The organism is Anaerotruncus sp. DFI.9.16, assembly GCF_024461615.1.
GTDB classification, from domain to species: domain Bacteria; phylum Bacillota; class Clostridia; order Oscillospirales; family Ruminococcaceae; genus Anaerotruncus; species Anaerotruncus massiliensis.
In genome coordinates this window covers 22973-36497 of the sequence record NZ_JANFZX010000025.1, presented here as the reverse complement: position 1 = coordinate 36497, position 13525 = coordinate 22973, and the positions used below count along the sequence as shown (strand labels likewise).

The following is a 13525-nucleotide window of genomic DNA, read 5'->3' as shown; positions in this document are numbered from 1 at the left end:
CCGTGCCCGCGAGCGCGGACGGGGTGTACACCGTCAAGGCGTTCCGCGGCGAAAACCTGCTGACCACGATGTCCCTGGACGCGCCCGAAATCGAGCTGCACAGCCGGGACGTCGTCTATTGGAACCCCGACCCCGAAACGAAGAGCAACGCGGACGGCACGGCGACGATCTGGGGCGGAAGCGACGACAACCGGGGTGATGAGAACGCGCCGGTGCGTTCCTTCGAGCAGGCGCTGGAGCTGGCCGCTCCGGGCGGCACGATCTACTGCATGAATCCCGCGGCGGAGAGCGCGGATTACCTGAAACGCAATTCCCAGATGTCGCCGGGAGACCTTGCTTTCAGCGGCGTCTTTGCGGGCCTCGCGCAAACGCCCGTGCGGGTGGCGCGTCATGAAAATCACCCTTCCGGGGCGCTCTTTACCCTCGGAGAGGGCGTTGCGATGACCCTGTCGGAGATCGAGATTTCCGGGGCGGACGCCCAGACGGACGAGCTAATCCGTCTCGCGGGCGGCGTTTTGAAGATCGGGACCGGGCTGCGCCTCTCCGACGGACAGATTCTTTTCGAGCACCCGGATACGGCGCAGGCGGTCGAACTGCTCGCGCTGCCGGAGGACACGCTGGTGCTCTCCTTCGCGGCGGGCGAAAACGGCTTTAAAGCCTCGTTTGACGCGGCGCGCGCCGCCGAGGGGGTCTCCATGCGGGACGCACTGGCGAAGCTCGCCCTGACCCAATCGTTACAGGATGCGACTCCCGCCTGGAGCCTGACGGTCCGCGCGGACGACGCGAGCGTCGTCCAGGCGCGCCCGGCGGTGGTCTACAACGGAGCGGTCTATCTCTCGGGCCCGGGGGACGATGTGAATACCGGCGCCGCGGAAAACGACCCGGTGCGCACCTTCGCGCGCGCAAAGGAACTTCTGCTCAACGAGCTGTCCGGACAGGGGGAGATCCGTATCTGCGGGACCGTCCCGGTGGAAGGGGACGAAACCTGGTCCGGAGCGACCGTTTCCCGCAGCGGAAGCGGTAATAACGAGTTGATCAATGTGACCGGCAGCCTCACGCTGGATGGGATCACCCTGCATGGCGGCCGGCCGGGCGACAGCGGAAATATTTCCGTTTCCGGAGGAACGCTGACCGTCACCGGGGGAAGCGCGCTTTCGGGCGGCAAGGGCGGCAGTTCCGGTTCCGCCTTTGAGGCGCCGATGATCCGCGTCTCCGCGGGCAGTCTGGTCCTGCAGGATGGAACTGTCAGCGGGACGGATGTCGGCGCGGAGATTGTCCGCGGCGGCAGGTTTACGATGGAGAACGGAACCGTTTCGAACGTCCTGCGGGGGGTGGAAGTCGGCGAGGACAGCGCCTTCCAGATGGACGGCGGCTCGATCTCGGCGACGCAGACGGGCGTTGTCACGAAAGGGGAGTTCGTCCTGTCGGCGGGGTCTGTGGCCGCGCCGGACGGCGGCTTCGCCGTTTCGGTCGACCGTTCGACTTCCGCAACAAAGGCGGCCTTTTTGCTGAACGGCCCGACCGCCACGCTCACGGGAAAAATCCGGCTCGAAAGCCCGGAGGAAACGATCACCCTGACCGGCGCGCCCGGGGCGGGGAAGGCCTTTGCGGTCGAACTGAGCGGCAGCCACCGTCCGGGCAACGTCATCGTACAGCCCGGCGGGACGCTGGCGTCGGCGGCGGATTACGCGGACGCGTTCACGCTGAGTGGGACGGCGTATCCGCTGGCGGGCTATCAAAATAATCTAGTGCTGATGGGCGGCGTCTATCTGGACGGCACCGCCGCAACGGACGGCAGCGGCGCTTCGCCCGATTCGCCGGTCCGTACGTTTGAAAAAGCGATGGCAATCCTCTCGAAGAGCGGCGGTACGATCCCGGCGAAGGTCATCCTCTGCGGCCCCGTGACCGTGAGCGGTACCGAGACCTGGTCCTCCCCGCTTGATGAGACGGTCGAAGTGACCCGCTGGGATGATTCCGCCCTTACGCTCAATCAGTTTGTCACTGTTGCGGACGGCGGCAGCCTGACGCTGGAAAACGTCGTTCTGGACGGCCTCTACGGCGAGGCCGAAACATCTGTCAATACGATCGTGTCGGTCGCGGCGGGCGGCAGCCTGACGCTGGCGGACGGGACGGCCGTACGCGGCAGCGCGAGCAGCGGCGTCAGCGTCGCCGGCGGTTCGGTGACGCTGGCAGGCGGCGAAATTTCCGGCAACAAGGGCCGGGGCATCAACGCCACGGGCGCATCCACCGTCAACGTCGTCTCCGGAAAGATCACCGGGAACGGTAGAAACGGCGTGTACCTCGATGGGGGCAGCATGACCATGTCCGGCGGCGAAATCTCCGGAAACTACGCCGTTGTGGAAGAGACGGAAAAATACGTGGTGCACCGCGGCGGCGGCGTCTGGATCGCCGCCGGCGGCTTTACGATGAGCGGCGGTAAAATCTCCGGGAACCTCTGCGACGACATCCTTCACCGCGGCGGCGAAGCGCTCGGCGGCGGGGTCTATTTTGCCGGCGAGAGGATGTTCATGAACGGAAGCGCGGAAATCAGCGGCAATACGGCCACCAAGGGCGGCGGCGTCTATCTCGCCGACACCGGCAGCATGGAGATGAGCGGAAACGCGTCGATCAGCGGGAACCATGTGCACGAGGCATACCCGGAGGAGGAGAGCCGCCATGAGGACGGCTCGCTCGGCGGCGGCGTCTATGTGGCGGGCGGCGATCTCGTCATGAGAGACTCCGCCTCGATCACGAATAACGAAGCGAAATCCGTGAGAGGCAGGCGGACCTCGACGGGCGGCGGCGTCTACATCGCGCCCGGGCCCACGATGCTCCAGATCGAGGAAAGCGTGACGGTCAGCGGGAACACCGCGCAGCGCGGGGCGGGCGTGGCCCACGAGGGCGCGTACTTCAACCTGGGCGGTACGGGCGTAACGATTCCTGACGAAATCTTCATCGACATGGAGCAGAATTCCGATGCGAAGAAATCGCCGATTGACCTGTTCGGTCCGTTGAACACCAGTCAAAAATTCCAACTCCGTGTCCCGGATACCTATATTGGAAAAACGGTGGTCGCTGGAGCGGCCGGGTATAACGCCGCGTCCTATCTGGAACAGGGCGTGTTTACCCTGGTCGATATGGGCGGCGGCCTGACGCTGGCCGGCGAAGGCAATGACATCGTCGGCCGGGGCGGTCTCTACGTCTATCTCAGCGGGTCTGGCAACGACGGTAACAACGGTACCAGCCCGGACGACGCGGTTCGTACCTTTGCGCGCGCGAAGGAGCTGCTGAAATCCCGCCCCGCGGGAACCAACATCCTCATCAGCGCCACCGTGGTGGTTCGGCAGGACGAGACCTGGTCCCTCCCGGAGATGACGGACAACGCGGGGGAGACCTGGCGGCCGGAGATCCGCACAATGGCGGACGGGTCTTATACCTTCGCGCCGATCTTCATCTCCCGTGAGGGCGCCGGCAGCGTGGTGGAGTATCCCGACGCGAAGCTGACGCTGAAGGACGTCGTCGTCAACGGAAATGGAACCCCCATCGTGTCGAGCACCACCCAGAGCCGCTATGGAACGGGCCTGATCCAGGTCAGCGGCGGCGCGGCGCTGGTGCTGAGCGAGGGAACGGTCATCGAAAACGGCACGGGCCCCGGCGTTGTGCCCACGCGCGGTACCTGCACGATTGACGGCGCGATCATCCGCAACAACGCGGGCCCCGGCCTGCACACCCCCTCCGACCACATGACGATTACGATGAACAGCGGCTCTGTGACGGGCAACCAGATGGGCGGCGTCATCATTGAGGGGAATACCCACAAGTTCATCCTGAACGGCGGAACCATTTCGGACAATACGCACGGGGAAAGCGGGCTTACGGGCGATTCGGTCAGCGGGCTCGGCGGCGGCGTCTGCATCCGGGCGACCGGCTCCTCCTTCGAGATGAGCGGCGGCACAATCAGCGGCAACACGGCCTCCGGCAGCGGCGGCGGCGTTTACCTCAGCGCAACATCTGGAAGCATTCCCTCCTGTGTCATCACCGGGGGTAAAATTACCGGGAACCAGGCCGGTGCGGATGGCGGCGGCGTCTACAGTGGTACCAGCAGCAGCCTCGGCACCATCGTGGTGAGCGGGGACACGGAAATCTCCGGAAACATGGCCTTCGACAGCGGAGGCGGTGTTTTTGGCGATGTAACCTTGGAGAACGGCGCGATCAATGACAACACCTCGGGCTCTAACGGCGGCGGCGTTTACGGCGGCGTTACCATGCAGGGCGGCGCCATCTCGGGCAATACGGCGAAGAATCTCGGCGGTGGGATTCACTGTGTGGCAAGATCCGTTACGCTCAACGGCGGCGAGGTCAGCGACAACTCCGCCAGTAGCGGCGGCGGAGTCTTTTCGCAGGGCGGAACGATCCTTGTGGACGGCGGGTCGATTACGGGCAACCATGCGGTCGGAACGGCCAACCCATTGACGATGGGCGGCGGCGCCATCGGGACTGGGATGAGTTCCACCATCACCATCCGCAGCGGGATGATCTCGGGCAATACGTCGGCCTTAAACGGCGGCGCCATCATGATGGGGATGCTGGGCAGGTCTTTCATAGTTGAGGGCGGCGAAATCAGCGGCAACGAGGCGGCTGGGGACGGCGGCGGGATCTACTTGGGCACGTGTAGCAAAGGCTTTACCATGTCGGGCGGCAGCGTCTCCGGCAACCGCGCGGGAGGCAGCGGCGGCGGCATTGGAATCAAGTATAATGCTTCCTCCCCCATTAAGCAGGTCTACAGCGGCGGCAGCATTACGGGAAATACGGCGGCGGCGAACGGCGGCGGCATCGATCTGACGGGAAACGCCACGTTTAACGGCGTCACCGTCTCGGACAACACCGCCCTGGCGGGCGGCGGTGTCCGGGTCTCTGGCGAAAAGAGCACCCTCACGATCAACGCGGGCGGCGTCACCGGAAACAGGACGACAGCGGCCGGCGTGACCGGCGGCGCGGGCATCTACGTCGACGGCGGCACGGTTACGGCGGCGGGCGGACAGATCTCCGGCAACGCCCTCGGAAACAGCACGCAGCATGGCGGGAGCGTCTATGTCGCGGACGGCAGCTTTGTCCTGAACGGCGGGCGGACCGCGATCGACGGGACCATCCATCTGAATACCGCCGCGTCTCCCGTCCGGGTTTCGGCGGCGATCACCCAGAATCGCAAGTACCGCCTGACTATGAACATGGGCGGCGGCGACACGCAGTATCAATCCGGAAGCGCGGTGGTCAGCCCGTTAAACGGCAGCGCCGTGTCGGACGCGTCCGCCTACCTGCGGTATTTCCAGGCGGACACGGAGGCCCTGCTGCTCGACAAGGCGTCCCCCAACATCGTGCTGCGCAAGATCGTCTTCCTGGACGGTGAAAACGGCGGCACGAGCGAGTGGTACGACGGCTCGACCCCGGCGCGCGCCTTCAAGACCTTTGAATCGGCAAAGGCCGCTCTGGCCGGGGAACCGGGCGCGATCTACGTGACCGGAACCGTGACGGTGACCGAACCGGGCACGGGCTGGACCCTTGCGGACGGCCAGTACCTGCGCCGGTATAACGGCTTTGAAGTCGCGGGGCAAAAGACCTACGACGCCTTCGCGGGCGACCTTGTCCGCGTGGCGGACGGCGGAACGCTCACGCTCGGCGGCATTTCGATTGAGGGCAGGCGCAGCGCGGAGGACAGCTATACCGCCGCGGGCACGCTGGTGCGCGTCGCGCGCGGCGGCAGCCTGACGGTGGGCGAGAACGCAACGCTTTGCAACAACAAGACCTCCGGCGACGGCGGGGCCGTCGTTGTGGAACCGGACGGCATCTTCGCGTTCAACGGCGGCACGATCTCCAACACGCAGGCGGCGCGCGGGGACGCGGTCCACCAGAACGGCACGATGAGCGTCAACGGGAACCCCACGGCCGAGGGATCCGTATACCTCGTGGCCGGAAGGACGGTCGACGCCGTAACGGGATTTGCCGGGACGCTGACGGTGGACATGGCGGATCCCTACGCGGGCCGTGAAGTGGTCGCCTATCAGGGCGTGCTGGTTTCTCCCGCTCCCGAGCTTGCCAAATTCACGCTTGCGGAGGCGGTCGCGGCCCAGTTCCGGCTGGTGCACGGCACGGTCGGAAGCGGGCCCGACGGCGGGCACAGCGTGCTCAAGTTGGGCGAAAAGGGCTTCGTCTATGTGGACGGCTCCCTGTCGGCGGATGCGGGCGACGGCGCGACCCCGGACGGGGCCTTCGCCACGCTGCGTGCGGCGTATGACAGCCTGAAGAACGACGGCGGCACGATCTATATCGTCAACCCGGTTCGGATTACCGGCTCGGTCCAGGTCGCCTCCGACAGCTACACCGACAGTGCGGGCACAATCGCGCTCAGCGGCGGCCCGGTCGCCATCAAGCGCTACTCCAAGCCGGTTTCGCCGCTGCCCGGGTACGGCAAGGCGTCCAACACGGCGGAGCTTTTCATTGTTGAAAACGGCGGCTACCTCCAGGTCGCAGGCACGACGCTTGACGGCCACAGCGAGGCGGTGACGCAGGGCGCAGAGGCGCTGGCCGCGCCCGCAGTCGAGGCGCAGGCGCCGCTCGTGACGGTGCGGTCCGGCGGAAACTTCCATACCGACAACGGCGCGGTCCTGCGCAACAACCGGAATACTTCGGCAGACGGACAGGGCGGCGCGGTGTATATCGCGGAGGGCGGAACATACAAGCTCTACGGCGGTTCCACGATTGCAAACACCCACGCGGAGGAGGGTTCGGCGGTCTACCAGGCCGGCCGGCTGATGATCTCCTCGGCGGCGGGCACGGATGAGGATCTGTCGGTCGAGGGAGAGGTCTTCCTCGGGACGGAAAAATATATCGAAACCTTCAACGCCTTCGCACCGAGGGGGGCCCTGAAGATCGACCTGGCAGACGCCTACAAAGGCAGGACGATTATCACCTATGACGCGCAGAATCAGGGTACAATCGTTGTCGACCCGTCGAAGGCCGCGCTGTCCGGCCGGGTATCGGCGGGCTTCACCGCCGGAAAGCGGGAGGGCGAGAACGTCCTCGAGCTGCAGGCGAAGGGCGCGGTCTACATCGACGGCATAAACGGCAGCGACGATAGGGACGGCGGATCGCCCGCCCAGGCGGTCAAGACCCTCGCGAAGGCGTATGAAAAGCTCGCCGCGCAAAAGGGCGGCACCCTTTACGTGGTGAGAGAAGTCGCGATCCCGGAGGGCCAGAACATCACGCTGAGCGGACAGGAGCTCTATGGAATGGGCTATGTGGACGCGGGCGGTCCGGTGACGATCATGCGCTATTCCCAGCCGGAGGCGCACGGAAGCCTCGGGGATAACTACGCGGTAACAAGCAACAGCGGCTCCATCTTTACGGTTGACGGCGGCAGCCTGACACTGGAGGAGATTACCGTCGACGGGCACCGCCACGGTGTGACCGGAGCCGCGGAGATCGCCGCGCCGGGCATCGGCGGCGAAGCCGCCATCACCGTGAACAAAGGAAACCTGGTTCTGAACCAGGGAGCGGTCCTGCAAAACAACATCGCGGGGCTCCTTGGCGGCGCAATCTCTACGCCTTTGCAGGCTGAGGCCGCGACGATTGAAATCAACGGCGGCAGGATCACCGGAAACAGCGGGTTAAGTGCTAATAACGGCGCGGGCGCAATCTTCTTGGGTGTGGGAGCCTCCCTGGTCATGACGGACGGGGAGATTTCCGGAAACGAGGGAGACGAAGCGCAGAATATGATCGGCGGCATCGCGACGTTCGGCGGGCAGGTTGAAATCACCGGCGGAAGCATCCGGGAGAACCGGGGCGCGGGCCTCTGGCTCAAGTCGGGGAGCGCCTCGCTGAAAAACTGCGTGATCGCGGACAACGCGGGCGCCCAGTACGCGGGCGGCATTGCGATCGGCGGCGGCACGGTGACGGCAGAAAACCTGACGCTTTCGGGCAACACGGTCACCGGCGGCAGCGGCGGCAACGGAATCTACCAGGGCGGCACGCTGCGACTGCGCGGCAGGGCGACCTCCTTCGGCGCGGACCAGTACGTCTACCTGCCGAAGGGAAAAGTCATCAACGTGGACGGGGCGCTTCCGGATTCCGCAGCGATCCCGGTGGACATGGACCGTGCGGACACGGACTACGGCCCCGGCCGTAACGTCGCCGTCTATTTAAACGGCGTCGTGGAGGACGTCGCGGACGAAACCGCGAAGTTCCTGCTCGAGGAGAGCATCGAATACACGCTGGCGAAATCCCCCACAGAAGCAAATACCCTGGAACTGGGAGAGCCCTTCCACTTCATGGACCTGGAGCAGGACTTCCTGAAACAGGCGGGCGTCCCGGCGACGATCATGGCGGAGGTGTCCTCCGACGACGTGGTCAGCTGCGAACTCTATCGTGGAACAAATAAGATCGACACGTCGTTTGGCGGCGTGGTCAATTCGGGCAACGAGGGCAAAGCATCGGTTTCGGTCACCTTTACGCCGAACTGGGGCGATGACGGAGTTTACCACCTGGAAGCCACGGACGCCAACGGGACCGTCGCGAAAAGCGGTTCGTTCAGCCTTTCACTTTGGAAGGTACAGTACAGTACGGGCGACCGCACTGCGGTGCAGACCTCGACGCTCGGCGCGGATGATTCCGGCCCCAACGACACGGCGTCGATCGTCATAGCCATCCAGCAGCCGTTGGCCGGCGGCACTTCGACATCGCTTTCCGTGGGCATTGGAAGCTATACGATGGAGAGCGCCGACGCGGATTACACCCCGCAGCTTGTCAGCAAGGAGACCGTCACGGCCGGACGCACGGAGTGGGGCCGCAATGACGCCATGAATAAGTTTGCGTGGACGAGGCCCTACGAGGGCACGGAGTATCCGGTCAGCCAGACACGTGGGTGGAACCAGACGGTTACTCTCCCATTCAATTTTTACAATGCGAATGCCATCAGCGAATCCCGGGACGGCTGGCTGTCGATGAAGATATCCCTGCTTGAGCGTGGCGCGGCAAACGCCTACGCGGACGACATGGCGCGGATTCCGTTCCATACGAACCCGGTCTCGATCGACGCGACGGTGCCCCTGTGGGTGTGCATGTACGGCTACGGCGGGGACGGCAAGGTCGTCACGCCGGAGGAGGGGAGCTACGTCATCAAGAACAACTCCCTCTTCCCGGTGCAGGTCACCGGAATGTCGGTGAGACCGATGGAAAACTGGTCGTTCGTGCAGCCCCCGGCAGGCGGGTTCCTCACGAACGGAAGCTACGACGTCTCCAGGAACAATCTCTCCGCCGGTCAGGCGGCGCTCCGGCTGGATACCCAGTGGGTTTCGGCGGACGCGGGCGCGGGCTGGACGGCGGCGGAGAAAACCGGCCCGCTCTTCAAGCCCATCGGGGCGGCGGCGGAACGCGCGGTGCCCGTCGAATGTTACATCCCCGCGGGGGGCGTGACGGCGGACGGGGAGACCCAGATCGCCGCCGTGACCTATACGGTGGACATCAGCGGCGCGGCCGGTGACGGGGGGTGATAAGCGATGAATGAAACGGAAAGCGCGGCCACGAAAAAGGGCCGCGGGAAACTGCTCTTGCTTCTGCTGCTCCTGATCCTGCTGATCGCGGCGGGCGTGGGAGGTTGGTACTGGTGGCAGAGCCAGCAGGACACCTTCTTCGACGTGGCGGCCATGACCGGCCACCTCCCGGGCAAAACGGAGGAGGAGATCCAGGCGGAGCTCAACCGCGTGGTGGAAGAGGGCATGTTCAACATTGCGATCAACACCTATCTCATTTTCCCGGACGGGAACGGCGAAGGGCTCGCGAACATCGAGAACATCGCTGCCAACCGCTACAACATGACGGTCCAGATCACGCTCGACAGCACGGGCGAAACGGTCTACCAATCCAAAGGCATCAGGCCCGGACAGTACATCCAGTATATCAGGCTGTCCGAGGACCTGCCGGCGGGTGTCTATAACGCGACCGCGGTCTTCACCGCGCACATGCCGGACGACGAACATTCGATCGCCGGGCAGGCGGGCGCGAAGCTGGTCCTCGAGGTAGAAAACTGAATGCGGCCGCAGAACTGAGGAGGGGGTATGTGAGCGAATCACTTTTTATAAGGTTTCAAAACAATCCCAATACAAAACATCTTAGGAGGTCAAAACAATGAAAAAACTGTTAGCGGTTCTCTTGGCAATCACGATCGTCATGTCCATGGGCGTTGTCGCGTTCGCGGCGCACGATGGCGGTACGCACGGCATTAACTCCGAAGCTGCGGTCGGCGAGCAGAAGGAATTGGCCACCAGCGGCGGAAGCCAGTTCGGCAAGACGGATTTCTACCTGAACATCGATAAAAACGCCGTATCCGGGGATACCCAGATCAGCGCGACGATCCCGCTGTGGGTCTGCATGTACGCCTACGGCGGCGACGGCATGGTTGTTACGCCGGCCGACGCGTACAAAATCCTCAACACCGGAACGGATACGGACATCAAGGTCTATGCCATGCGTGCGATGCCGCAGGAGGGCTGGACGTTCAACACCTTCGATAGCAGCGTTTACAGCGGCGGCGGCTATGTCCGTGCGAACAACACGCTGACCGCGGCAAAGACGATGGCGATGACGGTCAACGGCGTGGACCTTTCCACGATTTCCGACAGTGAAAACACGGATTTGGCCGCCCCCTGGAAGGTCGTTAAAAATAACGGTACCACCGACGGCGAGCTGAAACTCCCCCTGCAGGCGTACATTGCCCCCGGCGGCGTGAACGAAGGCGACGACACCAACGTTGTGAACGTGATGTATTTTGTCACGGCGGCTTAATTTCTTCCTTAACATCCCGCGCGGGGAACTCCCCCGCGCGGGGGCCTTCGGGCCCTGCAGGACATCCACCCGAGCCCGCGGAGCGATCCGCGCCCCAACAAGGAAACAAACGGCGCAAGCCTTGAAATAGAAACAAAATAAGGCGGGATGGACGATGAACGAAGAAAAGACGGAAGAGCGGACGAACGCAACCCGGGACGGCGGCAAAAAGCTGCTCGCCGCGGCGTGCGTCCTGCTGCTGCTCGTGCTGGGAATCCTGGCGTTCCTGCTGCTGCGCGCGCCCAAGGCGGGGCCGTCCGGCCTCGCGCGGGAGGCGGCGGCGCTCGCCGGACAGCTCGAGGGCAAGACGGAGGAGGAAATCCAGGCGGAGCTCAACCGGATCGTGGAAGAGGGCATGTTCAATATCTCGATCAACACGGCGCCCACCTTTGAAAACGGAAAGGCCGAGGGCCCGCTCCAGATCGAAAACGTGCCGGGCAACCGGTATCTCATGCAGGTGCTGATCACGCTGGACGACACGGGCGAGCTGATCTACGAAACGGGGCTCATCGAGCCCAACCACCACATCCAGTCGGCGAAGCTGGATGTGGAGCTGGAAAAGGGCGAATACCTCGCGACGGCGGTCTTTAACGCATACGACCCCGAGACGGAAGAATATATCGGTTCGGCGGGTGCGAAACTGACGATCACCGTCTTAAGCTGATCACGGGAGGGACGAGGATGAAACGGATGAACAGGGTTCTGGCGGCGCTGCTGGGGTGCGTGCTGGCGCTGTGCATGGGAATCACGGCGCTGGCGGCGGAAACGGACACCGGGGAGCCGATGGGCGCGCCCTCCCACGCGGAAAGCGGCGGGCACGGGACGAAGGAGGCGGCGGCGGTCGGCGGCCTCGCGGAATTCGAAAGGAATCCCGGGAACAGCTTCAGCGCGTCGACGCGGTTTTACCTGCGGATCGAAAACTCCCCCTACATCGGCCCGTCGGGCGGCGGCGGGGGCGGCGATTCGGTGCGGGTGCTCGTGCCGCTCGACCTTCCGGACGACCTCAAGCTCATCGACGACCTGCCCATCCCGCTGTCGATCCCGAACACGGGCGACGGCCCGCTGCCCGCCGCGGCGTTCGCGCTGCTGGCGGTATCCGCCGCCCTGATCGCGGCCGCCGGGTGTCAGAGCGGCGGCAAATCCCACCGCGGACGGGAGGACCGGACGCGGCCCAAATGATGAATGAAGCCCCTCGCGTCAACAGGCTGCACGATTGACGCCGGCCCGCTCGGCCGGCGTAATTGTGGCGGGCGGATATACGGAAGGCCGGGGAGCGGTGAAAAACCGCTCCCCGGCCTTTTTCGACCCCTCCCAGCGGAAAGCGTCCGCGCGGGGGCGATCAAACGGAAAAGACCCCGAATTTCGATCCCTCGGGCAGCCCCCGAAGGCTATCCCCATCCTGCGGGTGGTAGGCCGCCGCGTGCAGCTTTCTCCAAAGCGGCCGCAGCCGGGATTCCGCGAGATAGAGGAGGAGCACGATCGCGATGCCGCCGAAGAGGCAGAGGACGCGGTTCCGGATCGCGGCGGTCGCGTCGAAGAGCACCATGGAGGCATTTATGGCGTTGACCGCGTTCACGATCTGCTTGTGCTTATACTTGGGGGTAAAGAAGCTCAGGTAGCCGAGTAGCAGGATTACCCAATACCCGTACTCCTGCGGCACGAGGAGCTGGAAAACCACGACAAAGAGGACGCCGCCCAGCACAGTGCCGACCGTACGATGCTTGATCCGCTGGAGGGTGTCGTGAAATTCGAGCTGGGTGAGGGACATGACGACAATGCTGATCCACAGCGGCTTTTTGAGGTGCAGCTCCATGCCGATGAACATGGCGAGCGCAAGCCCCACGGACATCCGGAGGATCAGCCCGCGATTTCTCGGCGTGCAGCAGAACCGGAGCTGTTCCCCCAGCGTCCGGCGGCCTTCGTTTGTCCACCCCCTGCGGCGCCAACAGAGGAGGGAGACCGCCGCGACGAGCGCGCCGGCCGCCGTGATCCCCAGCATCCGCCGGGGAAAATCCGCGGCCGGGACAGGCGTCGCCTGGCAGAACACGAAGGTCAGCAGGAAGACGATCGACGGTTTGTACTGCGCGGGTTCGCAGGTGAGCGCCATGAGCAGGAGCGTGAACAGGAAATAAAGCGGCAGCGCAATCCAGGGCGCCGCAAGCGCAAGCTGCGCGGCTGCACCGCCGCCGACCAAAAGGCCGAGGATGATTCCCGCCATCGTGAGCGGCCGAATCCCGTAATCAGCCATCGGGAAGAGGGTGAGCCCCACGCCGATCGCCACGCCGGTGAGGGTATTGTCCGCGCCGAAAAGAAGCTGGAACAGTATCACGAACCCGAGGTTGAAGGCAAAACGTGCGGCGTTTTCCAACGCAAGCAGGGCAAAGCGCGAAAATTTCTTTCGGTTTTCTTGCAAGGATAGATTCCTCCGATCTCTCCGCCGCCACTTCTTCCGGCGGCGTTTGTGTAAAACTTACGATATAAGCGTAGCAAAGTTGGAGGAATAATACAATAACGTCGTTTTGTAAACATTTTTTGAACACAAAGCAGGAAGGGCTTTGGCTTCGGCCCCGCCGGGTTTTCCGAGGAGGCGCGCCGGAACAGGCAGAAAAAATGCTTTTTATCGGTGCTGTTTTAATATGCACCATAATTG

At 64.0% G+C, this 13525-nt stretch carries 6 protein-coding genes; 5 read left to right on the top strand and 1 reads right to left on the bottom strand.

Annotated features, from left to right (window positions below):
* The first annotated feature begins 23 nt into the window (after positions 1 to 23).
* The 5 genes from NE609_RS10710 (at position 24) to NE609_RS10690 (ending at position 12054) form a co-directional block, all read left to right on the top strand.
* A complete protein-coding gene (locus tag NE609_RS10710) occupies positions 24 to 9545 on the top strand; it encodes a right-handed parallel beta-helix repeat-containing protein (protein WP_256152482.1) in 9522 nt (3173 codons plus the stop codon).
* A gap of 6 nt (positions 9546 to 9551) precedes the next feature.
* Positions 9552 to 10082, top strand: a complete 531-nt coding sequence (locus NE609_RS10705; RefSeq protein WP_121586128.1) for a hypothetical protein — start codon at positions 9552 to 9554, stop codon at positions 10080 to 10082.
* A 97-nt stretch (positions 10083 to 10179) separates the two neighbouring features.
* On the top strand, positions 10180 to 10836 hold the full coding sequence (locus NE609_RS10700) for a hypothetical protein (protein ID WP_256152481.1): 657 nt from the start codon (positions 10180 to 10182) through the stop codon (positions 10834 to 10836).
* A 154-nt stretch (positions 10837 to 10990) separates the two neighbouring features.
* The gene (locus tag NE609_RS10695) at positions 10991 to 11539 is read left to right on the top strand and encodes a hypothetical protein (protein WP_121586130.1); all 549 of its coding nucleotides are present in this window, start codon (positions 10991 to 10993) and stop codon (positions 11537 to 11539) included.
* A gap of 17 nt (positions 11540 to 11556) precedes the next feature.
* Complete coding sequence (locus NE609_RS10690; protein WP_256152480.1) at positions 11557 to 12054, top strand: hypothetical protein; 498 nt, start codon at positions 11557 to 11559, stop codon at positions 12052 to 12054.
* A gap of 160 nt (positions 12055 to 12214) precedes the next feature.
* Here the strand turns inward: NE609_RS10690 and NE609_RS10685 are convergent, their stop codons facing one another.
* Positions 12215 to 13288: an FUSC family protein gene (locus tag NE609_RS10685; protein ID WP_256152479.1), complete on the bottom strand. Its 1074-nt coding sequence runs from the start codon at positions 13286 to 13288 to the stop codon at positions 12215 to 12217.
* Positions 13289 to 13525: the final 237 nt, after the last annotated feature.